This is a genomic window from Sphingobium sp. SJ10-10 (genome assembly GCF_036038995.2).
Classification (GTDB): Bacteria; Pseudomonadota; Alphaproteobacteria; order Sphingomonadales; family Sphingomonadaceae; genus Sphingobium.
On record NZ_CP158133.1, the window covers coordinates 910150 to 933273 of the forward strand.

Here is a 23124-nt window from a genome sequence, read left to right on the forward strand (position 1 = left end):
TGTCGCGTAATCAGATCATTTCGGCAAATCTGTCATGGATCCAGTCCGCGATATAGCTGCGGACAGGTTCCATATTGTCGGCGCTGCAATGCTCGACGCCGCCTTCGCGGGCCGTGAAGACCTTGAGGTCCGCACGCGGGCTGCGCATGGCCTGATCGTGCGAGCGATAGGCATATTCGACCGGGATCTGCCGGTCATTCTCCCCATGCACGATCAGGAAGGGCACATCGATATGCTCGACCACGCCAGTAAGCGTGATCCGCTCCGACATCGTCATGAAGTCGTCGAGGCGTTGCTGGCCCCAGACCCACATCACATGCGCCCAGTAATGCGGCACGGGATTCTCGCCTTCATTGCGCCGGCGGCGCTGCTGCACCAGACCCCATTCATGGTTGGCGCCCCAGGCGACACACAGTTTGAACCGTTTCTCGAAGGCCGCGGCACGCGGGGCATAATAGCCACCCAGCGACCAGCCCATCATCCCGATCCTGTCGGAAGCGACATCCTTGCGTGTCTCCAACCAGTCGACCGCCCTGCCGGCCCAGACTTCGGTCTCGACAATTGCGGGCAGCTTGTTGCGGCGGAGCGCACCGCCGACGCCAGGCTGGTCGACGACGAGGCAGGAGATGCCGCGCGCGCGCAAAGCCGCGGGCAACCCCACCAGGAACACCATCTCCTTCACGCTATCGAGGCCGTTGCAGAAGACCATGCAGGGCGGCGTGGGATTGTCCTGGGTGGCCGCCGAACAGAAGAGCGCGGGATAGTGGCTGCCGGCATAGGGAATCTCGACCATCTCGCAGGGCTCGCCGCTGCATTCGACATAGCGCGCGAAGGTCGAAAGCATGTCGGCATAGGCCTGCTGGCGCGGCGGATAGTCGCTCGCCTGCATGCGTTCGGCCGTGATGAGATAGGCACAGGCGCGACGATATTTCGCCGCTGCGCTCTCCAGATGCCCGGCAGCGTAATCCGCATCCGCCATGTCCTTCACCCGCGCCGCCATGGCAAGCCACGTATCGAAGAAGGCGTCGACCCCCTTGTCGCCAGCCGTCGCGGCCTGAGCGGTCGCGCGATTGGCGCTATCGATCTCACCGACCGATCCCCCCATTTCCAGCGCGAGATTGATGGACAGGTTCCAGACATAGTTGGTGGGAAAGGGCTCAAACATGATCGATCCCTTCGGCGACCTGCGCCTCGGTCAGATATTTGAAGCTCCATTCCGGCTCCGTCTCAAGGAAGGGCGGAACATTGTGGGTGAAGTGGCTATATCCAAAGAGCGGCACATCGAATTCACGCGGCACCCAATTGTCGTCCACATAGTCCGCGTCGGTGCCATATTCGGCTTCTCCGCCGGCAGGACAGGGAAGATAGTAGAAAAGCGCGGAGTCGATGCGATGCCGGCCAAGCCCGATGTCGGACGGCTGCCAGCCGCGGCGCACCATGTAGTTGGCCCCGACCATCAGCTCGTCAATATCCTCGACACCATAGTTGGCGTGATCGAAACGCAACTGGCCATCGCAGCCGGGAAAATGGGCGTTAGCGTTGAGGAAGAGCAGGTTGTGATGGTTGTTGCTGCCGCTTGCGCGCAGATAGTGGCCAAAGCCGGTCTGCACGTCGCTCAGCCGGAAGCCAAGCCGCGCGCGCATGAAGCGCCCCGCCTCGATATAGTCGGGAAGCCGAAACACGACATGGTTGATCACCTTGGGCCGCGCGCGGCGACGCCACTTGCGATGGGTATTGAGACGTCGCACCACGCCGGGCGCATTGACCGGGTCGGGCGCATTAGCGAACTGGCGGGGCGTCCACAGGACGAATGAGAATGGCACGCCGAACAGCAGGGCGCGAAACCCGCCCTCAATCGATTCCAAGGCATGGTCGCGGCCCAGATTGTCGGCAAGGGCACCAAGCGATACCTCCTCATCGATGCCCCAGGAGACTTCATGGACCCCATCGCCAGCGATCTGCGAGGATGGCAGTGCCGGGTCGCCGGAAGGCAGGATTTCGACCTCCGATCCATTGGCGAGAGTGTAAAGGCCCGGCGCATCGCCGCCTGCCGGACTCAAACCGAAATCAGCGAAAAAGCGCCGCGCAACCTCTGTGTCAGACACAGAGTAACGCAGCCGCTTGATCCCGATAATAGCCATTGCTCGATCCCTCCCGTGCCCGTCCCGGGCTGCTCGAGGCTGTCCGTCAGACCGGCCATGCCTTGTTGAGACCCGGGGTTAATATGCTCTGGCCGTCCGCAAAAATCGTTTGTCGGTATGCGTGGCATAATCGCTGCCTATCCACGCCTCATGCCGATCAGACCGGCTTATCCGTCATATAGGGTAAAGTGATTTCCCGTGCGCTCGACGATCTGGAAGCTTGGCCATCAAACAAGTCGATGGAAGGGATGACGGATGCGCAAGGTGATCGTGACATGTGCGGTAACGGGCGGGGTCCATACGCCCTCTATGTCGCCGCATCTGCCGGTAACGCCCGAGGAGATCGCCGGCTCTGCGATCGAGGCGGCCCGCGCCGGCGCGACGATCGTACATCTGCATGCCCGGGATCCCGAAAATGGCAGGCCGACGCAGGATCCGGCTATCTATGCCCGCTTCCTCCCGGTGATCGCGGATCGCTGCGACGCGATCATCAACATCACCACCGGAGGATCACCGGTCCTGACGCTGGAGGAGCGACTGGCGCCCGCCCTGTTCTTTCAGCCCGAAATTGCTTCGCTCAACATGGGCTCGATGAACTTCGCCTTCTATGAGATGCTACAGCGCTTCACCTGCTTTGAACATGCATGGGAAGAGCCCTATGTGCGCGGCAGCGACGACTATATCTTTCGCAACACTTTCCGCGACATCGCCTACATTCTCGAAAGCTGCTCGGCGCAGGGCACGCGGTTCGAGGTCGAATGCTATGATGTAGGGCATCTCTACTCGGCAGCCCATTTCGCCGATCGCGGCTTGTTGAAGCCGCCGTTCTTCATCCAGTCTGTGTTCGGCATTCGTGGCGGCATCGGCGTTCATCCCGAAGATGTCGCCATGATGCGCCGCACGGCGGACCGCCTGTTCGGTGACGATTATGTCTGGTCGGTGCTGGGCGCGGGGCGGCACCAGATGCCGATCGCAACCATGTCGGCGGCGATGGGCGGAAATGTGCGCGTTGGTCTGGAGGATTCGCTGTGGGGCGAACCGGGACGCCTTGCCAAGTCCAATGCCGAGCAAATCGAGCGCATCATCACGGTCCTCCACGGCCTGTCGCTGGAGGTGGCGACCCCGCAGGACGCTCGCGAGATATTGCAGCTCAAGGGCGCCTCCGAAACGAGGATCGCGGCGTGACCCTTATCCTGCAGGGACGTGGACCCAACCCCCTCAAGGGCTTTCGCGTGGAAGACCAGATGCTGCGCTTTATCGGTCGGGATTTGCAGCGCCCGGAATGCATATTGGCCGATCGCGAGGGCACCTTATGGTCAGCCGATGCGCGCGGCGGCGTAATGCGGATCGCGCCGGACGGCACCCAGAAGCTGATATGCCAGAACGCCGACGCTCATTTCGACCTCTCGGGCGATGCGGAGCAAAGCCTCGTGTCCGGCACGCTCCCCAACGGCCTTGCTTTCGGGCCGGACAACTCGATCCTGATCTCCAACTTCGGTACCGACCGGCTGGAGATCATGGATCGCGAAACCGGCGCAACCCGCGTGCTGCACGACCGGATCGACGGCAAGCCGATGGGCAAGGTCAATTTCGTGCTGCGCGACAGCAAGGGGCGTTTGTGGCTCACCATATCCACCATGGTCAATCCTTGGACCGACGCGATCACGCCCTCGATCCGAGACGGCTATGTCGCGCTGGTCGATGATCGCGGTATTCGCGTGGTGGCGGACGGTTTTGCCTTCACCAATGAAGTCCGCCTCGATGCCGCCGAGGAATGGCTCTACGTCGCCGAAACCACCGGCAAATGCGTAACCCGCCTGCGCGTCGGTGCGGATGGATCGCTCAGCGACCGCGAGGTCTATGGCCCCTCGACCCTGGGGCGCGGCGTGATCGACGGCATCTGCTTCGACGCCTATGGCAATTTATGGGCGACGATGATCTTCGCCGACCGGCTGGTCGCCATCACCCCCGATGGCGATTGCCTTGAACTGGCCGAATTCGGCAACAGCCAGGCGACCGATCGGTTCGAGGAGGAGTTTGGGAGCGGCGCGCCGGTTTCCTTCGAGACCTTGGCGGCCTGCGGCGGGACGATCGCCCCCTGGCTGGCGAGCGTGACCTTTGCCGGGCCGGACCTGCGCACGGCCTCCCTGGGCTCGCTGCGGGGCACCAACATCCCCGCCTTCACCTCCCCTGTTCCGGGCTTGCCGATGGCGCACTGGTAGGAAGCGCGCCGCCGATATCCCGCCCTTATATTTCACATCAGCAAGGACAATTGGATACGCCGGGCAGAGCGAAATAGGGATGAAGGCAAGGAAGGGCGCGATGAAACGACGCCTTCCAGACATGCAGAGGAGAAGGCATTGTCTACACGGGTTCACCATCGCAGCTACCCGCTTAATGCCTGGTACATGGCCTGTTGGGCCGATGACCTTGCAAGCGATCGCCTGTTGGCGCGAACCCTGCTCGATCGACCGGTCGTCCTCTTCCGCGAGGCGAACGGCGCCCCTGCCGCGCTGGACGACATGTGTCCGCACCGTTTCGCTCCCCTCTCCAGGGGCCGCGTTCAGGACGGTATAGTCCAGTGCGGATATCATGGCCTGCGGTTCGACGCATCAGGCGCATGCCTGGGCAATGCCTCCGCCTACAGCAGCTTTCCGCCAGGCACGTGCGTGCAATCCCATCCCGTGGTCGAGCGGCACCGTGCGATCTGGATATGGCTGGGCGATGTCGAACGAGCCAATCCGGAGCTGATCCCCCTGCTTTTGCGGATGCCCGAGCCTGGAGGCCAAGAGAATATCGGCAACTATCTGCACGTCCATGGCAATTGGCTGCTGGAAACCGACAATATCATGGACCTGACGCACGTCCATTATCTGCACGACGGTTCGCTCGGCAATGAAAGCATGCGCACAGGTGAAATGACCGTGAGCGAGAAAGACGGCGTGATCCGCGCCGAATTATGGATGCCAGGTACGACCTGCCCCTTCGGACCGCTGGAAGGCAAGCTCTGCGACCAGTGGAACAATGTCGAATGGCACGCGCCTTCAGCCATGATCCTCGACTTTGGGGCAGTGCTTCCGGGCGAAGCTGCCGTGCAGGACGAGGGTGGTTATGCCTTCCACATCTTCACGCCCGAGACCGAGCGGACCACCCATTATTTCTTCGGCAGTTCCGGCTCTTATGCTGAAGAGGACGCCTCGCTGCCGCGCATGATCGGCGCTCTGCAGAACCGCATCTTCCTCGAAGAGGACAATCCGATGATCGAAGCGATCCAGGAAAGGATGGCCGGTCGCGACTTCTGGGAGATGCGCCCGGCGATCCTGTCGAGCGATGCCGCCGCAATCAGGGTGCGGCGCAAGATCGCCAAGCTTTGCAGGGAAGAGGTCAACGCCGCGGACTGAACCACGGTACTGGCTCCTCAAGAAACAATGAAAATGCGACAATTGGGAGGAAATATGACTTATCGACACTTGCGCAGCGCGACTCTCTCGAGCGTAGCGGCAATCGCGGTCGCCGCATCTCCGGCTCTCGCCCAGGCGAATGCTCCACAGGGTGACGAAGGCACCGCTACTGCCGCCACCGAAACAACCGGCATCGCCGACATTGTCGTGACCGCGCAAAAGCGTGCGGAATCCGTTCAGGATACCCCGATCGCGGTGTCCGCCATTGGCGGCGCGGCGCTGGCCCAGCGCGGGGCGACCGACCTGACAGCGATCGCCTCCACCGTCCCCGGGCTCAACGTCTCCGAACAGGTCGGACAGGCGCGGCTGACCCTGCGCGGGATCGGCGTCGACAATATTTCGACTGGCGCGGAAAGCAGCGTTGCCTTCAATCAGGACGGTGTGTTCTTCTCCCGCTCGGCAGCGGCCCTGGCGTCCTTCTATGATGTCGAACGGGTCGAAGTGCTGCGCGGACCACAGGGAACCCTCTATGGCCGCAACGCCACGGGCGGCAGCGTCAACATCATCACCAACCGCCCCACTTTCAACACCAAGGCGGGCGTCAGCCTGACATATGGCAATTATGACACAATCAATGCAGAGGCCCACTATTCGACCGGCCTGAGCGACAAGGTGGCCATGCGGCTGGCGGGCCAGATCCAAAGTCATTCCGGCTATGGCGAAAATCGCGTCACGGGCACCGACGTCGACAACAAGCATTCGCAAGCCGTCCGCGGACAGTTGCTGTTCCAGCCGACCGAACGCCTGACGATCCTGCTGGGTGCCGATTATTATCACCAGAAGGACAGGTCGAACATCTACCACTATTTCGGTCCGGCGGGTTTCACGGCATCGGGCGATCCGGTCACGCCGACCGGCCTGCTGCTCGGCGGTTTCGACCCTGGCCCGCGCAATGTGGCAAGTGTGCGTGATCCGTCCAATAAAGCGGAATTCTGGGGGGCGCGCGCAGACATTTCCTATGAACTTAGCGATACGCTCTCGCTGCGTTCGCTCACCGCTTATCGCAGCAGTTCGTTTCTGGTGAAATCGGACCTCAATCCGCTTGGTCTTGATCTTTTCCAGATCGATTTTGGCGAGACATCGGACGAATATACGCAGGAACTACAGCTCAACCTCGACACCGACCGAAACAAGCTGGTCGTCGGCGCCTTCTACATGCACGAGAAGATCGACGGGTTCATCAAGGGGCCGTTCAATCTCCTTGCCGTGGGCGGTCCGGACTTGTTCGTCCAGGGCTTTTACTCGGGCGGACGCCTGAAGACCAATGCCGCCGCCATCTTCGCGCAGGACAGCTATTCACTCACCGACGCCTTGCGCCTGACACTGGGCGCCCGCTACAGTTGGGAAAAGAAGAAGGTCGCCGACCAATCCGACTTCAACTTCGATGATCTTTACGATCCAGCAGCCGGTCCCCGCTTTCCGGCAAACAGGGACAGCAAGACCTTCAAATCCTTCACGCCCAAGATCGGCCTTGATTTCGACATTGCACGCGACGTGATGGTCTATGCCTCCTATTCCAAAGGCTTCAAGGCGGGCACTTTCAACCTGGGTTCGACCGGTCCCGCGCTCGATCCGGAGAAAGTCGACGCCTATGAAATCGGCCTGAAATCGACGGTGCTCGACGGACATCTCCGGGCGAACCTGTCCGGCTTCTACTATGACTATTCCGACCTTCAGGTGGGCAAGGTCCAAGGGCAGCTTCTGGTTCTGGAAAACGCGGCGGCTGCCGAAATCTACGGCCTGGAGGGGGAGTTCACCCTCGAGCCGGTGCGCGACCTCATCATCACGCTCAACGCCAGTTGGCTGCATTCGCGGTTCAAAAATTACGTGACGGCGGATCAGGCCCGGCCCGCCGGGGACGGCACGACGCTGGACGAGAACGGCGTGCCCGCCTTCGACCTTTCAGGCAACAGGTTGCCGCAGGCTCCCAGATATACGATCGACCTGTCGGCCCAATATAGCTTCGACGTGCCCGGGGGCTCGCTGACGGTCCGAGGGGAGAGCAACTGGTCGGATAGGATCTATTTCTCGCCCTTCAACCTCAATCATGTCTCGCAGCCCGCGTTCAACACGCAGAACGCCTTCGTCACCTACCGCACGGACAATGGGCTGCGGCTGACGGGTTTTGTGCGCAATATCGGCAATGAAACCATTCGCGCATCCGGGCAGGTCGCAACAACACTTCTTGGCTCGCCGGTCATCGGCTTTGTGAAACCGCCGCGCACTTATGGACTGACAATCGCCTTCGATTATTGAGCCGATCTCGAACGGCAAGGCATAGCGGTGACCTTGGAGTCCGCATAGGTCACGTTCACCTCGAAGGTGAGGCCGGGTGCAGGAGCTTCGAGAATCTGCAGCTCGGCACACAAGGCAGCGCTTTGCCTTTGCGTATGGTCGGCGTGTCGGAGGAAGAGGCCAACCGTCTTGCCGCGCCTTCGATGACGGCGCTGCGCAAAGAGGCGAGAACTACGGGCGGGAAGGATAGCCAATCAAAGGAAGAAGGCTCGCTGATTATCTTCTTGGTCACATCGGCTGGTGGGGTTCCTGTCCGCGATGCTATCGAGCGACGCCAAGGAGGTCCCCGCCGGGGTCGCCGTCAGCCGCGCTTCGTCGCTCCTTGCGGGTCGGCATCGGGCTGGACGGACGGATGCGCCGCTGTAAAGGCATCCAGCGCTCGCGCTTTTCCCCCCGCCGCGACCAGAGCGGGAAAGGGCGAAAGGTCGACCTTGAACCGCTCCGCCGAATAAAGCTGCGGCACCAGATAGCAGTCCGCCAGCCCAGGCCGGTCGCCAAAGGCAAAGCCCCGGCCATGCCGCGCCACCAATATTTCCAGCGCGGCGAAACCATCCTCGATCCAGCGAGCTATCCATTTGTCCAGCGCAGCCTGATCCGCGCCGAAATCACCTTTCAGCGCCTGCAACACGCGCAGATTGTTGAGCGGATGGATGTCGCAGCCGATCAGCGCGGCCATCGAGCGTGCAATCGCCCGCCCTTCCGCATCCGGCGGCAACAGTGGCGGTTGCGGCCAGCGTTCCTCGATCCACTCCAGGATCGCCGGGCTTTGCGTGAGCGCAAAATCGTCCGTCTCCACTGCCGGAACCAACCCTTGCGGCGCCAAGGCACGATAGCCCGCCTCGCGTTGCGCGCCGGTGCGTAGATCATGCGTCACCTGTTCATAGGCCACGCCCTTCAGGTTCAGCGCGATCCGCACGCGATAGGCGGCGCTCGACCGCCAATAGCCATGGAGTGTCAGCGCGCTCATCGGGCCGGCTCGATCACGGCTCGGCATTCCCCGAAGCCGATGGACACATAGCCGTCCGCCCGCGCCACCGCCTTCAGCGCCAGTTCGTCGCCATCCTCCAGAAAGGCCCGTTCCTCGCCGGTCGGCAGGACGATCTTCGTCTTGCCGCCCTGGGTCAGTTCCATGAGGCTGCCATAGCTGTCCGGCGTCGGCCCGGAGAGCGTACCCGTCCCCAGCAGGTCGCCGGAATTGAGGTTGCAGCCATTGGACGCATGATGGGTGACGATCTGCTGCGCGGTCCAGTACATGGACGAAGCTGGCCCGCGGGAAAGCCGCATAGGCGCCAGCCCCTGCGCTCGCATGCGCGCGCTCGACAGATGGACCTCCAGTTCGATAGCCAGCGCTCCATGAGCCTGATCCCCCTCATCCCACAAATAGGGCAAGGGCTGGGGATCGCCCTCAGGCCGCTCTGGCTGGGCGATGCGGAAGGGCGCCATGGCCTCCGCCGTCACCACCCAGGGCGAGATGGTCGACTGGAAATTCTTGGCGAGAAACGGTCCCAAAGGCACATATTCCCACGCCTGAAAATCCCGCGCCGACCAGTCGTTGAGCAGGCAGAAGCCCGCAATATGATCCGCCGCTTCGGCAATCGGCACGCGTTCGGCCAGCGCATTGCCCGCGCCGATCCAGATGCCCAGCTCCAGTTCATAATCCAGCCTCTGGCTTGGCCCCACCATGGGCACATCGGCATCGGGCGCCTTGCGCTGCCCCTGCGGCCGCACCACCGGCACGCCTGAAGGACGGATGGAGGACGCCCGTCCATGATAGCCGATCGGCACATATTTATAATTGGGCAGTAATGGATTGTCGGGCCGGAACAGCTTGCCGATATTGGTCGCATGGTGAATGCCGACATAGAAATCGGTATAATCGCCAATCGCGGCGGGCAGATGCAGCGCGCAATCCGCCGTCCGGTGCAGCAGGGGTTCGACCGCGTCCCGCTGCCCCGCATCGCTGAACAGCGCGCTCAACCAGCGGCGCAGCGCCACCCGGTCAGCAGCCGGGAGCGCCATCAGCGTGTTCAGCGTCGTTCCGCCCAATGCGGACACCCCGCCAGCGGGCAGCAATCCGGCCTCCGCAGCGGCGTGCAGATCGAATATCCGATCCCCGATCGCCACGCCGGCCCGCGCATCCCCGCCGGGCGGCGAGAAAATCCCGTAGGGCAAGTTCTGCACCGGAAAGTCGGGATGCCCATCGGCACCTTCCACCCAACTCGACCGGGCCGGATCATGGGTTTCGTCGATCTGCGGAAAACTCATGCCTCCTCCTCGTCTCTTGAACCGGCCCCTTGCGGCAGTTGCGCCTTTGTGAAGCCCGACCAGCAATCGTCATAGTCCAACTGGCAAAGCGGCGTTTCCATCGCGAACCGGGTCGGATGGAAAGCGAAGCGGCTTTCGAACATGAAGGCCATGGTGTCGCTGATCCGGTGCGGCCTCAACTCGGCGGCCACCGCGCCCTCGTAGCTCGCCCGGTCCGGCCCATGTCCCGCCATGCAATTGTGGAGCGAAGCGCCACCCGGCGCGAAGCCGCCCGCCTTGGCATCATAGACGCCGTGGATCAGTCCCATGAACTCGCTCATCACATTGCGGTGAAACCATGGCGGGCGGAATGTATCCTCCGCCACCATCCAGCGCGGCGGAAAGATCACGAAGTCGCAATTGGCCGTTCCGGCGCGGTCGCTGGGGGATGTCAGCACGGTGAAGATAGACGGATCGGGATGGTCGTAACTGACCGTGTTCATCGTGTTGAACCGCCGCAGATCATAGCGGCAAGGCGCCAGATTGCCATGCCATGCCACCACGTCGAAGGGCGAATGGTCCTGCGTCGTCACCCATAGCCGCCCGGCGAATTTCTGGACGATCTCATGGGGCGTATCGTCATCCTCATACCAGGCGACGGGCGTTTCGAAATCGCGGGCATTGGCGAGCCCATTGGCGCCGATCGGTCCGAGTTCAGGCAGGCGGAACAAGGCTCCGTAATTTTCGCAGACATAGCCCCGCGCCGTTCCGTCGGGCAGGTCCACCTTGAAACGCAGCCCGCGTGGAATGAGCGCGATCTGTTCCGGCGCGACATCCATCACGCCCATTTCGGTGACGATGCGCAGCATGCCCTGCTGCGGCACGATCAGCATCTCGCCATCGGCATTATAAAAGGCCCGCTTTTCCATCGAGCGGTTCGCGACATAGAGATGGACGGCCAGGCCTTCACCGCCCGCTGCATCGCCCGCGCCGCAATAGCTGGTCAGCCCGTCGACGAAATCCAATGGCCGCTCGGGCAACGGCAGCGGGTTCCAGCGCAGGCGGTTGGGCGTCGGCGGGACTTCATCAAACGGCCCGCTGCGCAACAGGCTCTCATATTCATAAGGGCGATAGGGCGGATGATTGGCCGCCGGGCGCAAGCGATAGAGCCAGCTCCGCCGATTCTCGCCGCGCGGCGCGGTGAAGGCGGTGCCGGATAATTGTTCGGCATACAGCCCATAGGGCGCATGTTGCGGCGAATTGCGACCGACCGGCAGCGCGCCCGCCACCGCCTCCGTCGCGAAATGATTGCCGAAGCCCGCCATCATGGCGGCGCTGGAGCGCTCGTTCTCCTCCATCCGTCCCGACTCCTATGGTATCAATTGTTACCATCATAGCGCTTTGCCGATAAAGTATCAAATGTTACCATTTGAGCATGACCGCCAAGACGCTGCGCCTCGACCAATTCCTTCCCTACCGCCTCTCCTTCACGGCGGCGCTGCTGAGCGACACGATCGCGCAAAGCTATGAAACGCTGTTCGGCATCACCATTGCCGAATGGCGCGTCATCGCCTGGGTCGCGGAAAGGGGCAGCATCACCCAGCAACAAATTTGCGCCCAAAGCCGCATGGACAAGGTGACGGTCAGCCGCGCCGCCATAGCGCTGACGGAGCGAGACCTGCTCCATCGGCTGCCCAATCCGGAGGACCGCCGATCCCATCTGTTGGCGCTCACGGCGGAGGGGCAGCGACTTCACGCAGCCATCGCCCCCAAGGCGCTGGAACTGGAAAGCGGAGTCTTCTCCCATTTCAGCGCGGAAGAAATCGACGCCTTTACCACCATGCTCCGCCGAATCGATGCTATCGTGCTTGGCGAGCCGCATGAAGGATGATTGGGGATTTATCCCTCGCTCCGTCCTGAAATATCCCGCGCCACGGTCAACACCGCCTGCGCCAGCGGGCCCAGCGGCGCCCGATCGGAGACGATCACGCCGATCCGGCTCCCTTCCTCCGCATCGGGCAGCGCGAAGGTCCGCACCCAATCCAGCCCGTCCAGCAGCATCGCATGGCTATCCGGCACGATCGAACAGAGCCGCCCCTGGCGCACCAATGCAAACAGCGCGACATAGCTGTCCGCCGTCACCACCGGCCGCAACGCCAGCCCGCGCTCCCCCAGCCGCGCATCCAATATCCGCCGGTTCTGCATCCCCTGATGCAGCAGGCACAGCGGCAATCCAGCCACATCCTCCCAGTCCAACACCCGCTTTTCATCCAGCACGCCCTGCGCCGCCGCCAGCATGTAACGCTCGACATAAAGCGGCACCGCGAGCATGTGCGACGGCGGCTCGAAATCCAGATAAGTGAGGCCCGCATCCAGTTCGAATGCGGTCAGTTCACGCTCGATCTGGCGCGACGTCAGCGCCCGTACGGATATGTTCAGCCCCGGATGCCGCTCCAGCAGCGCCCCTACCAGCGGGCCGACGGCCGGCATCGCCGCCGGGATCGCCCCCAGTCGCAATTCGCCCTGCAACGGCCCCTTGGCGACCGCCGCCGCCTGCATCAGATTGTCCGCCGCCGCAACCAGTTGCTGCGCCCAGGGCAGGATCGCCAGCCCCTCCTCGGTAAGCCCGGCATAGCGGCGGTTGCGCAGGATCAACCGCTTGCCAAGCTGCGCCTCCAGCGCGGAGATGCCCGCCGACAGCGTCGGCTGCGACACATGGCACGCCGCCGCCGCCCGCGCGAAATGCCCTTCCCTCTCCAGGGCCAGGAAATATTGAAGAAGACGGGTCTGCATGCGCTTCGCTCTCTTTTCCCGGCTGATAGGATAAAGTGATGCCCCATGTAAGCCGGCTCTGGACGCTGGGCGCAAGCTTCACTATATACCGCTCGGTATGGAAACACAGACGCAGACCGCAAGGGGACGCCCGCGGGAGTTCGATCCCGAAGAAGCGCTCAGCGCCGCGCTCACCGTCTTCTGGCGGCGTGGCTATGAAGGCGCGTCCATGGCCGAGCTGACCGAGGCGATGGGAATCACCAAGCCCAGCCTCTACGCCTGTTTCGGCAACAAGGAATCGCTGTTCCGCAAGGCGCTCGACCTCTATGAGCGCGACAAGCTGTGCTACATGAAATCCGCGCTGGACGCGCCGACCGCAAAGGGCGTGGCCGAGCGGCTGCTGCGCGGTTCGCTGGCGATCCAGACCGGCACGACCGATCCCCATGGCTGTCTGGGCGTCATCAGCGCCGTGGCCTGCACCACCCATGCGGATTCGATCCGCGACGATGTCATCGCCCGCCGTGCCTCTTCGGACGCCGCGCTTCTGGCACGGATGGAGCGCGCACGGGATGAGGGCGACTTTCCCGACACGATCGAGCCGCAGGCTCTGGCCACCTATCTGACGACGGTGATGCAGGGCATGGCCGTGCATGCGAGCGCCGGAATGCCGCGGGAACGGCTGGAGCAACTGGTGGAGACCACGCTGGCCGTCTGGCCGGGCAAGTGACGGAAATCAGACATTTCCTGTATTAAATACCAAAAAATTACCAATCGGTACAAAAAGATTCTTGACCCCACTGCTGCACCGCATTATATACCATTCAGTATTGAATAGACCTGCTATCCAAAAGGGGTCATATGATGCGGACATTTCTTAAACTCTGTCGTCACTGACGACCTGAAGCGGCCAGCCCAACAGGGCGCCGCGACCTGACCATCATCCTATCGCTTGACGCGCGGCCATGGGTTGCGCGGCGGAGAGGTTTTTTCACGTTCGGCCGGGATGGCTCGCGGCGGACGGCATCATGTCGGCCCGAACCCCCGGCTGTGCATCGTTGACAGGGGAATAGCCATGGCATTTCTGCAACTTGCCACGCTTGCCGAAGATGGCGGGGCGATTGGCGCCACAAGGGCAGCAAGCTCCAGCTTCGCGCCCATCGAATGGCAGATCATCCAGTTGGCGCGCCGGGACGGACTGTCGTCCTTGCGCGCGCCGGACCGCTGGGACCGGCTGAAAAGCTGGATATTCGGAGAACGCGCCAATCCGCGCCTCGCCAACAAGCGGCTGGAAAGCCTGCGCCGTCTGGCGGTCGACGCCTGGCATCGCGGATACACCGTCCGTCCCTCCTTCCTGAAGGCCTTCCTCCAGGCCGGTTTCAATGAAGGCCAGCTTGAAACCCTGCTGGCCAGCATCAGCGCGCAAAGGCGCTTTCAAGGTTCCCGGAGCTGACACTCATGAACATGCATACACCCATCGACGTCGACACCCGGTCGGCCACGCCCCTCGCCCGCTGGCGCAAGCGCCATGTTTCGCTGGGCGTGATCGCGCTTGCCATCGTCGGCGGCGTCACCTGGAAGATCGTCGACAGGCCCGAAGCGCAAGCCGCCGCCACCCCGCTGGTGACCGTGGGCGTCTCCGCCCCGCTGACCCGCGCGGTGACGCAGTGGGACGATTATGTCGGCCGCTTCGCCCCCAGCCAGACGGTCGAAATCCGCCCCCGCGTGTCGGGTTCGGTGACCGCGATCCACTTCAGGGACGGCGATTATGTGCGGCAGGGGCAGTTGCTCTTCACCATCGACCAGCGGCCCTTCCTGGCAGCCCTGGCCGAAGCCCGCGCCAGTACCGCCAGCGCCCGCAGCGCATTGCTGCTGGCGCAGAACGATTATAGCCGCGTCCAGCGCCTGACCGGCGACGAAGCCGTTTCCGCGAGCGAGGTGGACTCGCTCCGGTCGCGCCTGCAAGCGGCGCAGGCCGCTCTGGCGGGCGCGCAGGCTCGCGAGAGGCAGCGCGCGCTTGACATGGAGTTCACGCAGGTCCGCGCACCGATTTCGGGCCGCGTTTCCGACCGTCGCATCGATATCGGCAATCTCGTCTCCGCAGGCGAGGGTGCGGGCGCGACGCTGCTCACCACGGTCAACAAGCTCGACCCCATTTATTTCAACTTCGATGCGTCCGAAGCGCTGTACCTGAAATCGCAGCGCGACAAGGACAATGGCGGCACCGTCGAGGTTCGCCTTCAGGACGAAGCCGATTACCGGCACAAGGGCCATCTCGACTTCACCGACAACGGGCTCGACCCGCGTTCCGGCACGATCCGCATCCGCGCCGTCTTCGACAATCCGGACATGTTCCTGACGCCGGGCCTGTTCGGAAACATGCGCCTCGCCAATGGCGGCAAGGTCAACGCCTTGCTGGTCCCGGACGAGGCCATCCAGTCCGACCAGGCGCGCAAGACCGTGCTGGTGGTCGGAAAGGACGACAGCGTTACGGCAAAGCCGGTCGAACTGGGGCCGGTGGTGGACGGGCTGCGCATCATCCGCGCGGGGCTGGCGCCCGGCGACCGGGTGATCGTGTCGAACATCCAGGCCGCCATGCCCGGCGCCAAGGTCGCGACCCGGCCAGCGGCGATCGAGGCGAGCCCGGCGCCGCTCAAGCCGACGGATGCGGCGGCGCCGATGGCGGCGCAGGCGACCTTCGCTCGCTGACCCAACCCCTTGGGACAGCACGGAGAATTATCCTGCGATCCGGCACCCCCACCGGATCGCGTACCCCTTTTCACGCCATCGAGGAATTCGTCCGATGCGCCTCTCCCGTTTCTTCATCGACCGGCCGATCTTCGCCGCCGTGATCGCGGTGATCATCACCGTGGTCGGCGCCATCGCCTTCGTCGGGCTGCCCGTATCGCAATATCCCGACATCGTGCCGCCCACGGTCACGGTCTCCGCCCAATATCCCGGCGCGTCCGCTGAAACCGTCGCGTCCACCGTCGCCGCGCCGATTGAGCAGGAAATCAACGGCGTCGACGACATGCTCTATCAGAGCAGCCAGTCGACCGGCGACGGCAAAGTGACGATCACCGTCACCTTCAAGGTCGGCACCGACCTCGACGCCGCGCAGGTGCTGGTTCAGAACCGCGTCGCCGTGGCCATTCCGCGCCTGCCCGAAGAGGTGCAGCGCCTGGGCGTCGTCACGCGCAAGACGACCCCGGAATTCCTGATGGTCGTCAACCTCCAGTCGCCCGACGGCACGTTCGACCGCAATTATATCTCCAACTATGCCCTCACCCAGGTCCGCGACCGGCTCGCCCGTCTCGACGGCGTGGGCGACGTGCAGCTTTTCGGCGCACGCGACTATGCGATGCGCATCTGGATCGACCCCGACCGCGCCGCCGCGCTCAACCTGACGGCGGGCGAGATCGTGCAGGCTCTGCGCGCCCAGAATGTGCAGGTGTCCGCCGGTTCCATCGGCCAGCCGCCTTATGATAGAGGCGAAGCCTTCCAGCTCGGCGTCGAGATGCAGGGCCGCCTGACCGAGCCCCAGCAATTCGCAGACGTCGTCATCCGCACCGACGCCGATGGCCGCCAGGTGCGTGTGGGCGACGTCGCCCGCGTCGAGCTGGGCGCGCAGGATTATGGCGTCAACACCTATCTATCGAACAAGCCCACCGTCGTCATCGCAACGATGCAGCGCCCCGGCTCCAACGCGCTCGACGCGGCGGAGAAGGTGAAGGCGGAGATGGAACAACTGTCCAGGCGCTTCCCCAAGGGGCTGGAATATAGCGTCATCTACAATCCAACCGAATTCATCAGCCAGTCGATCGACGCCGTCTATCACACGCTGTTCGAAGCGGTGATCCTCGTCGTCCTTGTCATTCTCGTCTTCCTCCAGAACTGGCGCGCCGCCGTTATCCCGATCATCGCCATCCCGGTCTCCCTGATCGGCACGGCGGCGATCCTGGCGGGGCTTGGCTATTCGCTCAACAATCTTTCACTGTTCGGGCTGGTGCTGGCCATCGGCATCGTCGTCGACGACGCCATCGTCGTGGTCGAGAATGTCGAGCGCAATATCGAACATGGCATGTCCCCGCTTGAGGCCGCCCGCGTCTCCATGGATGAAGTCTCCACCGCCCTTATCGCCATCGTTCTTGTCCTGTGCGCGGTGTTCGTGCCGACGCTGTTCATCACCGGCATTTCGGGCGCCTTCTACCAGCAGTTCGCCGTCACCATCTCGACTGCGACGATCATTTCGCTGATCCTCTCGCTCACTCTGTCTCCGGCTGCGGCGGCTTTGCTGCTGAAGTCGAAGCATGGCGCGCATGATCTCGACAATGCGCCCCGGTGGCGTCGGATCGCGGCGCAGGCGGCCGACCGCTTCAATCGCGGTTTCGACCGGCTGAGCGCTGGCTATGCCCGCCTCACCCGCTTCCTCGTCGCGCGGCCCAGGAAGATGCTGCTGACCTATTCGGGCCTGATCGCCGCCACCATCGCCCTGTTCTGGGTGACGCCCGGCGGCTTCATTCCCGCGCAGGACCAGGGCTATTTCCTGGCCGTGGTGCAACTGCCCTCCGGCGCTTCGCTCGAACGCACCGACAAGGTGACGCGGGAGGTCGCGGCGAAGATCCTGCCCATCAAGGGTCTGCGCGGCGCAGTGATGTTCGCCGGTTTCCACGGCCCCTCGCAGACGCAGGCGCCCAACAGCGCCGCCATCTACTTCCCGTTCAAGACCTTCGCTGAACGGAAAGAGGAGGGCGTCACCTATGCCGGGATCATGGATCAGGCGCACAAGGCCGTCGCGGGCTATGACAAGGCGCGCATCCTGCTCATTCCGCCGCCGCTCATTCAGGGCATCGGTTCGGCGGGCGGCTATCGCCTGATGGTGCAGGACCGCGAGGATCATGGTTATGCCGAACTAAACAAAGTCGCGCAGGATTTCATCGCCAAGGCCAACCAGACGCCCGGCCTCAACATGGTCTACACCCTGTTTGACGTCGGTACTCCCCGCATTTACGCGGATGTGGACCGCCGCAAGGCCGACCTGCTCGGCGTGCCGCCGGAGCGCGTGTTCGAAGCGATGCAGGTCTATCTCGGCTCCGCCTTCGTCAACGACTTCAACCTGCTCGGCCGCACTTATCGCGTGACCGCTCAGGCCGATGCCGACCATCGCGGCACGGTTGCCGACATCGCTAACCTCAAGACCCGTTCGAACAGCGGGCAGATGGTCCCGATCGGCTCCGTCTCGACCTTCAAGGACAAGACCGGCCCCTATCGCGTGGTGCGCTACAATCTGCTCCCGGCGGTGGAGATCGACGGCGACACGGCGCCGGGCTACAGTTCCGGCCAGTCGCTGACGACCATGGAAAAGCTGGCCGACTCCACCGTCCCCGACGGCTATGGCAAGGAATGGACCGGCGTCGCCTATCAACAGGTGATGGCGGGCAATACCGCCGGCATCGTCTTCGCCATGGCGGTCTTCTTCGTCTTCCTGGTGCTGGCGGCGCAATATGAAAGCCTGACGCTGCCACTCTCGATCATCCTGATCGTGCCGATGTGCCTGTTCGCGGCCATGCTGGGCGTGAACCTGCGGGGGATGGACAACAACATCCTCACGCAGATCGGGCTGGTCGTGCTGATCGCGCTGGCGGCGAAGAATGCCATCCTCGTGGTCGAATTCGCCAAGCAGGCCGAGGAAGAACAAGGTCTCTCGCCGGTCGACGCCGCCGTTCAGGCTGCCCAGACCCGCTTGCGTCCGATCCTGATGACCAGCTTCGCCTTCATCCTGGGCGCGGTGCCTCTGGTGATCGCGAGCGGTGCGGGCGCCGAACTACGGCAGGCGCTGGGTACTGCGGTCTTCTTCGGGATGACCGGCGTGACGGCCTTCGGCCTGCTCTTCACCCCCACCTTCTATGTCGTGTGCCGCGCATTGGGCGACCGCTTTTCCCGCAAGGGGAAGGGTCAAGCTCCCGCCGCGCTGCAACCCGCCGAATAAGGAACGGCAAGATGATAAAAACCCTCCTTCCCCTTCTGCTGGGCGCATCGGCTTTGACCGCCTGCGCCGCAGGGCCGGACTATAAGGCTCCGGCCACTCCCACCACTGCTGCCGGAGCCTTCATCGGCGCCGCCAGCCCTGCGGTCAGCACCGCTGAGGCCGACGATCATTGGTGGCGGCTCTATAACGACCCGGTGCTGGACGGGCTGGTGCAGGATGCGTTGAAGGCCAATACCGACATCCGCGTGGCTGTCGCCCGGCTCGAAAAGGCCCGCGCCCAGTTGCGCGGCGCCCGTTCCGACAAGCTGCCGCAGACGACGTTGAGCGGTTCGCCCAGCTATGGCCGGGCCTCCGCAGCCCAAACCCTGCCGGGAGCCGACCGCGAGAACTGGACCGTCGATGCGGGCCTGAACGTCGCCTATGAGATCGACCTGTTCGGCCGCGTCAAGCGCAGCATCGAAGCCGCCAAGGGCGACCTCAGCGCGGCGGCGGGCGATGCGGACGCGGTGCGCGTGGCGGTGGTGGCGGACACGGTGCGCGCCTATGTCGACGCGACCAGCTCGGCCGAACGCCTCGCGGTGGCGCAGCAGACGGTGGCCCTGCTCGACAACAGCATCCGCATCACCAATGCCCGGTTCGAGGTCGGCCGTTCCGACCGCCTGGACGTGATCCGCGTGACGGCGCTGCGCGACCAGCAGGCGGCGATCATCCCCAGTCTGATCGCGGACCGGGATGGCGCGCTCCTCCGCCTTGCGACCCTCACCGGCCGCACGCCGCAGGAGCTGCCCGCCACCATCCGCAACCAGAAGACGACGCCCGGCCTTAGCCAGCCCATTCCGGTGGGGGACGGGCGCGCGCTGCTCGCCCGCCGTCCGGACGTGCGCGCCGCCGAGCAGCGGCTCGCTGCCGATACCGCGCGGATCGGCGTGGCGACGGCGGACCTCTATCCGCGCATCACGCTGGGCGGATCGATCGGCACAACGGCAATCGGCGGCGGCGATATATTCGGCGGCGGCCCGTTCCGCTGGCTGCTGGGGCCGCTCATCAACTGGGCCTTCCCCAATCAAGAAGCCAATCGCGCCCGTATCGCCGCCGCCAGGGCCGATGCGGACGGCTCGCTCGCGACCTTCGACGGCACGGTGCTGCGGGCGCTGGAGGAAACGGAGACGGCGCTGTCGGTCTATGCCCATGCGCTGGAACGCCGCGATACGCTCAAGGCAGCCCGCGAAGCCGCCGACCGGGCGGCGCGCATCAGCCTTGCCCGCCAGCGCGAAGGGCAGATCGACTTCCTGACGGTGCTGGATGCGCAGCGGACGCTGGCGGCGGCGGAGAGCGATCTGGCGACGGCGAACCGCGCAGTCGCCTTCGCTCAGGTCGATCTGTTCAAGGCGCTTGGGGGTGGGTGGACGACAAGCTAGGCCGTAAACTCATAAATGGCGCGTTCGAGGTTTGAGGCAAAAAGGCCCAGCACAAGGAGAGAGGGCGCAGGAATATGTCGATATTTCAAGCCCTCTCGACGCCGGGATGGGCCTTTTTGGTCAAATCCGCAGGACGCCAAAATGGCTTCCATCTCGAACCGAAATGCGCTTGCAAAGGTGTCCAACCTTCGCCGCGCGCATTTCGGCCCGATATGTTCGCCATTTTGGCGCCTCGAGCGCGCCATTTATGAGTTTACGGCCTAGAAACGTGCCGACACCCGTCCATAATAGAAACCGCCGCTGAGCCCGAACGGCGCGAAATTACCGTACGCGCCCGAACCGTCATAAGCGATCACGCCGTTGCGATCCGGATAGGTGTCGAACAGGTTGTTGGCGCCGACCGACAATGTCAGCCGATCGCTGATGTCATAGCCGACGTCCAGATCCGTGATCCACTTCGCGCCGAATTTACGGTCGCCGCTCGCGACATTGCTCGATTCCACATAGCCGCCAAAGCGGGTCAACCGCGCCAACGCATGCAGCGGCCCCAGCGACCAGTCGTTCGTCAGCACCAGCTTCCTGCGCGGCGTCGCGGCGACCAGATCGCGCTGCGCCTGCCGCCCGAACAGGGTGACGTTGAGCGACGCGATTTCCGGCGGCGTGTCGATGACATGGGTAATCTTCGTGCGATTATAGCTATAGGCGGCGTTCAGGCGGAAATTGCCGAGGCCGCCGGTGCGCAGCGTATATTCGGCCACGACGTCGACGCCGCGCGTCCGGGTGTCGATGGCGTTGGCGAAGAATTGCGCGCTGTCGACATCATCGATGCCGTTGGCGACCAGGATCGCGCGGATGGCCGATCCGCCATTGGACGCCGTGCCAAGGAATTCGGTCTTCACGATGCGGTCGTCCACCTTGATCTGATAGGCGTCGACCGTCAGGCGGAACGGTCCGCGTTCGAAGGATAGACCCGCCGTGTAGTTGAGCGACTTTTCGGGCTTGAGCGGGCTGGCGCCCAGCGCCTGGGCGGCGACGCTGCCGACCGGCAGGAATTTCGAGGTGGTGCTGACCCGCTCATTGCCGATGATCGTCGCCGTGTTCTGCGTGGTCGAAAAGCCGCCCTGTGCCAGCGAGGGCGCGCGGAAGCCTGTGTTGACGCCGCCACGAAGGGCCAGGCCGGGCGCAAATTCATAGCGGGTGGAGAATTTGCCGGATACCGTGTCGCCCGCGCTGTCGTCATAATGTTCGAAGCGCCCGGCGACGCCCACGAACCAGCCCGGCGTCACATCCGCCGACAGATCGACATAGGCGGCAAGGTTGTTGCGGCTGAGCGTCGCCTCGTCTGCGGGGGAGGTTCCGGTGAAGGATACCAGCCCCGGCGAAGGCGACCGGCCGCCATAGGCGTTGCCGAACGGCGTTCCATCGGCGGGGATCACATAGCCGCCGTCGCGATAGCTGTCCGGCTCCCCGGCGCGGTTGCGGAATTTTTCCCAGCGATGCTCGAACCCGATCGCCACGTCCAGCGGCTGAGCGGTGCCGATGTCGTAGCTGCGGGTGAATTCCAGATTGTTGACCCACAGATCCTGTATCTGCTTGCCCATGAAGAAGCTTGTCGGGCTGGCAGGGCCGAGCGAGGGATTGAGCGTGCCTACCGCCCCCAGCTTCACATGGTCGCGCCCATAGCTGGTGGAAAGATCGAACGACCATCCCGCCGTCAGATCGCCGCGCAGGCCGACGGCTGACTGCCAATCCCATTCCCGGATGCGCCGCCGCGCCTGAAAGCCCGAAGGGTAAATGCCCGGCAGGGACGTCTGTCCCTGACCATTGGTCTGTCCCCCATAGCCGGTCTTTGCCGGGACAATGGCCCCGCGCTTGTCGTCGATGTCGCGGTAGCTGAGGGTGGAGAAGCTGTAGGCGGTCAGCGCCGCGCCCACGGGCAGTTCTGCATTCAACGATCCGTTGACGATCTTGTCGCGGTTGGAGCGGCCATAACCGCCCGCGATCAGATGATCGGCATTGGCCTCGCGCGGGTCGGGCGCGCCGTTCACCAAGGGATAGACATAGGGCACAGGTTCGGCCGAACTGTCGGCACGGTCATGATATTTCCCCTCCACCGCAAGGCGGATGAAGCCGTCGCCGCCGATGCGCGTGCCATAGCTCAACCCCTGCTGCACCAGCGCGCCGCCCTTTTCATAAAGCTGCCCGGCGGTGGCGGAGAAGGAACCGCCCTCCGGCGCGTCGTCCAACAGGATGTTGATGACGCCGGAAATCGCGTCCGACCCATATTGGGCGGCGGCGCCGTCGCGCAGCACCTCGATCCGGCCCACGGCGTTGGTGGGGATCAGGTCGATGTCGACCGGCGTCGAGCCGCCCGATATGCGCGAAAGGTTATTGATAAGCGCGGTCGTGTGCCGCCGCTTGCCGTTGACCAGTACCAGCAGATAGTCGCCCGACAGACCTCGAATGGAAATGGGGCGCACGCTGGCCGATGTGCCGCCGCCGCCCAGCGCCGGCATGGTGAGCGAGGGGATGATGTTGCCCAGCACTTCCTTAAGGCCGGTGCGGCCGGTCGCCTGCAATTCCTGGGGGCTGATGACGTCGATCGGCACCGGGCTGTCCGCCACCGTCCGTCCCCCGCCCCGGCGCGTGCCGGTGACGACGATCGCTGATCCCGCCTCCGCATCGTCGGCAGCGGCGGGCGGCACCGCGCCAGGCTCCTGCGCGAAGGCATAGGACGGAAGGGCGGCGCCGGACAGGGCGGCACCCGCGAGCAGCAGGCTTTTCATCGGGATTCCTTCGAAATGGGA

General features: G+C 63.7%; 17 protein-coding genes. 10 read left to right on the forward strand and 7 right to left on the reverse strand.

The genetic code is table 11. From position 1 onward, the window contains the following. Positions 1 to 10: 10 nt before the first annotated feature. Both VVT58_RS19740 and VVT58_RS19745 read right to left on the reverse strand, forming a co-directional pair. A complete protein-coding gene (locus VVT58_RS19740; protein WP_327753948.1) occupies positions 11 to 1165 on the reverse strand; it encodes an alpha/beta fold hydrolase in 1155 nt (384 codons plus the stop codon). Continuing rightward, positions 1158 to 2141, reverse strand: coding sequence for a glyoxalase (locus VVT58_RS19745; RefSeq protein WP_327753949.1), 984 nt, complete (start codon positions 2139 to 2141; stop codon positions 1158 to 1160). The genes VVT58_RS19740 and VVT58_RS19745 overlap by 8 nt, the downstream gene beginning before the upstream one ends. A gap of 255 nt (positions 2142 to 2396) precedes the next feature. On the opposite strand from VVT58_RS19745, the gene VVT58_RS19750 reads away from it, so the two are divergent. From VVT58_RS19750 to VVT58_RS19765, 4 genes are all read left to right on the forward strand, one after another. Further along, entirely contained in the window at positions 2397 to 3326 is a 930-nt protein-coding gene (locus VVT58_RS19750) for a 3-keto-5-aminohexanoate cleavage protein (protein ID WP_327753950.1), read from the forward strand. Continuing rightward, on the forward strand, positions 3323 to 4363 hold the full coding sequence (locus VVT58_RS19755) for an SMP-30/gluconolactonase/LRE family protein (protein ID WP_327753951.1): 1041 nt from the start codon (positions 3323 to 3325) through the stop codon (positions 4361 to 4363). The genes VVT58_RS19750 and VVT58_RS19755 overlap by 4 nt, the downstream gene beginning before the upstream one ends. A 138-nt stretch (positions 4364 to 4501) precedes the next feature. Beyond that, the gene (locus VVT58_RS19760) at positions 4502 to 5542 is read left to right on the forward strand and encodes an aromatic ring-hydroxylating dioxygenase subunit alpha (protein ID WP_327753952.1); all 1041 of its coding nucleotides are present in this window, start codon (positions 4502 to 4504) and stop codon (positions 5540 to 5542) included. 54 nt (positions 5543 to 5596) lie between these two features. Then, positions 5597 to 7858: a TonB-dependent receptor gene (locus tag VVT58_RS19765; RefSeq protein WP_327753954.1), complete on the forward strand. Its 2262-nt coding sequence runs from the start codon at positions 5597 to 5599 to the stop codon at positions 7856 to 7858. 340 nt (positions 7859 to 8198) lie between these two features. Here the strand turns inward: VVT58_RS19765 and maiA are convergent, their stop codons facing one another. From maiA to hmgA, 3 genes are read right to left on the reverse strand one after another with little or no spacing between them, the layout of a single operon-like run. Next, positions 8199 to 8864: a maleylacetoacetate isomerase gene (gene maiA, locus VVT58_RS19770; protein ID WP_327753955.1), complete on the reverse strand. Its 666-nt coding sequence runs from the start codon at positions 8862 to 8864 to the stop codon at positions 8199 to 8201. Next, the gene (fahA, locus tag VVT58_RS19775; protein WP_327753956.1) at positions 8861 to 10162 is read right to left on the reverse strand and encodes a fumarylacetoacetase; all 1302 of its coding nucleotides are present in this window, start codon (positions 10160 to 10162) and stop codon (positions 8861 to 8863) included. The genes maiA and fahA overlap by 4 nt, the downstream gene beginning before the upstream one ends. Then, positions 10159 to 11466: a homogentisate 1,2-dioxygenase gene (gene hmgA, locus VVT58_RS19780; protein ID WP_327754034.1), complete on the reverse strand. Its 1308-nt coding sequence runs from the start codon at positions 11464 to 11466 to the stop codon at positions 10159 to 10161. Before hmgA ends, fahA begins: the two co-directional genes overlap by 4 nt. A 110-nt stretch (positions 11467 to 11576) precedes the next feature. Between hmgA and VVT58_RS19785 the strand changes: the two genes are divergently transcribed. Continuing rightward, a complete protein-coding gene (locus VVT58_RS19785) occupies positions 11577 to 12032 on the forward strand; it encodes a MarR family winged helix-turn-helix transcriptional regulator (RefSeq protein ID WP_327753957.1) in 456 nt (151 codons plus the stop codon). Between the two features lie 8 nt (positions 12033 to 12040). On the opposite strand, the gene VVT58_RS19790 is transcribed toward VVT58_RS19785, so the two are convergent. Continuing rightward, positions 12041 to 12934, reverse strand: a complete 894-nt coding sequence (locus tag VVT58_RS19790; protein ID WP_066562331.1) for a LysR family transcriptional regulator — start codon at positions 12932 to 12934, stop codon at positions 12041 to 12043. Positions 12935 to 13031: 97 nt separating this feature from the next. Between VVT58_RS19790 and VVT58_RS19795 the strand changes: the two genes are divergently transcribed. The 5 genes from VVT58_RS19795 (at position 13032) to VVT58_RS19815 (ending at position 20317) form a co-directional block, all read left to right on the forward strand. Next, positions 13032 to 13640, forward strand: a complete 609-nt coding sequence (locus tag VVT58_RS19795) for a TetR/AcrR family transcriptional regulator (RefSeq protein ID WP_066562329.1) — start codon at positions 13032 to 13034, stop codon at positions 13638 to 13640. A 345-nt stretch (positions 13641 to 13985) separates the two neighbouring features. Continuing rightward, positions 13986 to 14363 carry a hypothetical protein gene (locus tag VVT58_RS19800; RefSeq protein ID WP_066562327.1) on the forward strand — a complete coding sequence of 126 codons (378 nt, stop codon included), beginning with the start codon at positions 13986 to 13988 and terminating at the stop codon, positions 14361 to 14363. 5 nt (positions 14364 to 14368) lie between these two features. Beyond that, on the forward strand, positions 14369 to 15619 hold the full coding sequence (locus tag VVT58_RS19805; RefSeq protein ID WP_327753958.1) for an efflux RND transporter periplasmic adaptor subunit: 1251 nt from the start codon (positions 14369 to 14371) through the stop codon (positions 15617 to 15619). A gap of 94 nt (positions 15620 to 15713) precedes the next feature. Then, positions 15714 to 18899: a multidrug efflux RND transporter permease subunit gene (locus VVT58_RS19810; RefSeq protein ID WP_327753959.1), complete on the forward strand. Its 3186-nt coding sequence runs from the start codon at positions 15714 to 15716 to the stop codon at positions 18897 to 18899. A gap of 11 nt (positions 18900 to 18910) precedes the next feature. After that, a complete protein-coding gene (locus tag VVT58_RS19815) occupies positions 18911 to 20317 on the forward strand; it encodes a TolC family protein (protein WP_327753960.1) in 1407 nt (468 codons plus the stop codon). Positions 20318 to 20577: 260 nt separating this feature from the next. Here VVT58_RS19815 and VVT58_RS19820 read toward each other — a convergent pair whose 3' ends face one another. Next, on the reverse strand, positions 20578 to 23103 hold the full coding sequence (locus VVT58_RS19820) for a TonB-dependent receptor (RefSeq protein WP_327753961.1): 2526 nt from the start codon (positions 23101 to 23103) through the stop codon (positions 20578 to 20580). Positions 23104 to 23124: the final 21 nt, after the last annotated feature.

Bases quoted from the DNA above. Each gene is read 5' to 3' on its own strand.
- VVT58_RS19740 (WP_327753948.1), bottom strand. From the start codon at position 1,165: ATGTTTGAGCCCTTTCCCACCAACTATGTCTGGAACCTGTCCATCAAT.
- VVT58_RS19745 (WP_327753949.1), bottom strand. From the start codon at position 2,141: ATGGCTATTATCGGGATCAAGCGGCTGCGTTACTCTGTGTCTGACACA.
- VVT58_RS19750 (WP_327753950.1), top strand. From the start codon at position 2,397: ATGCGCAAGGTGATCGTGACATGTGCGGTAACGGGCGGGGTCCATACG.
- VVT58_RS19765 (WP_327753954.1), top strand. From the start codon at position 5,597: ATGACTTATCGACACTTGCGCAGCGCGACTCTCTCGAGCGTAGCGGCA.
- maiA (WP_327753955.1), bottom strand. From the start codon at position 8,864: ATGAGCGCGCTGACACTCCATGGCTATTGGCGGTCGAGCGCCGCCTAT.
- fahA (WP_327753956.1), bottom strand. From the start codon at position 10,162: ATGAGTTTTCCGCAGATCGACGAAACCCATGATCCGGCCCGGTCGAGT.
- hmgA (WP_327754034.1), bottom strand. From the start codon at position 11,466: ATGGCGGGCTTCGGCAATCATTTCGCGACGGAGGCGGTGGCGGGCGCG.
- VVT58_RS19785 (WP_327753957.1), top strand. From the start codon at position 11,577: ATGACCGCCAAGACGCTGCGCCTCGACCAATTCCTTCCCTACCGCCTC.
- VVT58_RS19790 (WP_066562331.1), bottom strand. From the start codon at position 12,934: ATGCAGACCCGTCTTCTTCAATATTTCCTGGCCCTGGAGAGGGAAGGG.
- VVT58_RS19795 (WP_066562329.1), top strand. From the start codon at position 13,032: ATGGAAACACAGACGCAGACCGCAAGGGGACGCCCGCGGGAGTTCGAT.
- VVT58_RS19800 (WP_066562327.1), top strand. From the start codon at position 13,986: ATGGCATTTCTGCAACTTGCCACGCTTGCCGAAGATGGCGGGGCGATT.
- VVT58_RS19805 (WP_327753958.1), top strand. From the start codon at position 14,369: ATGAACATGCATACACCCATCGACGTCGACACCCGGTCGGCCACGCCC.
- VVT58_RS19810 (WP_327753959.1), top strand. From the start codon at position 15,714: ATGCGCCTCTCCCGTTTCTTCATCGACCGGCCGATCTTCGCCGCCGTG.
- VVT58_RS19815 (WP_327753960.1), top strand. From the start codon at position 18,911: ATGATAAAAACCCTCCTTCCCCTTCTGCTGGGCGCATCGGCTTTGACC.
- VVT58_RS19820 (WP_327753961.1), bottom strand. From the start codon at position 23,103: ATGAAAAGCCTGCTGCTCGCGGGTGCCGCCCTGTCCGGCGCCGCCCTT.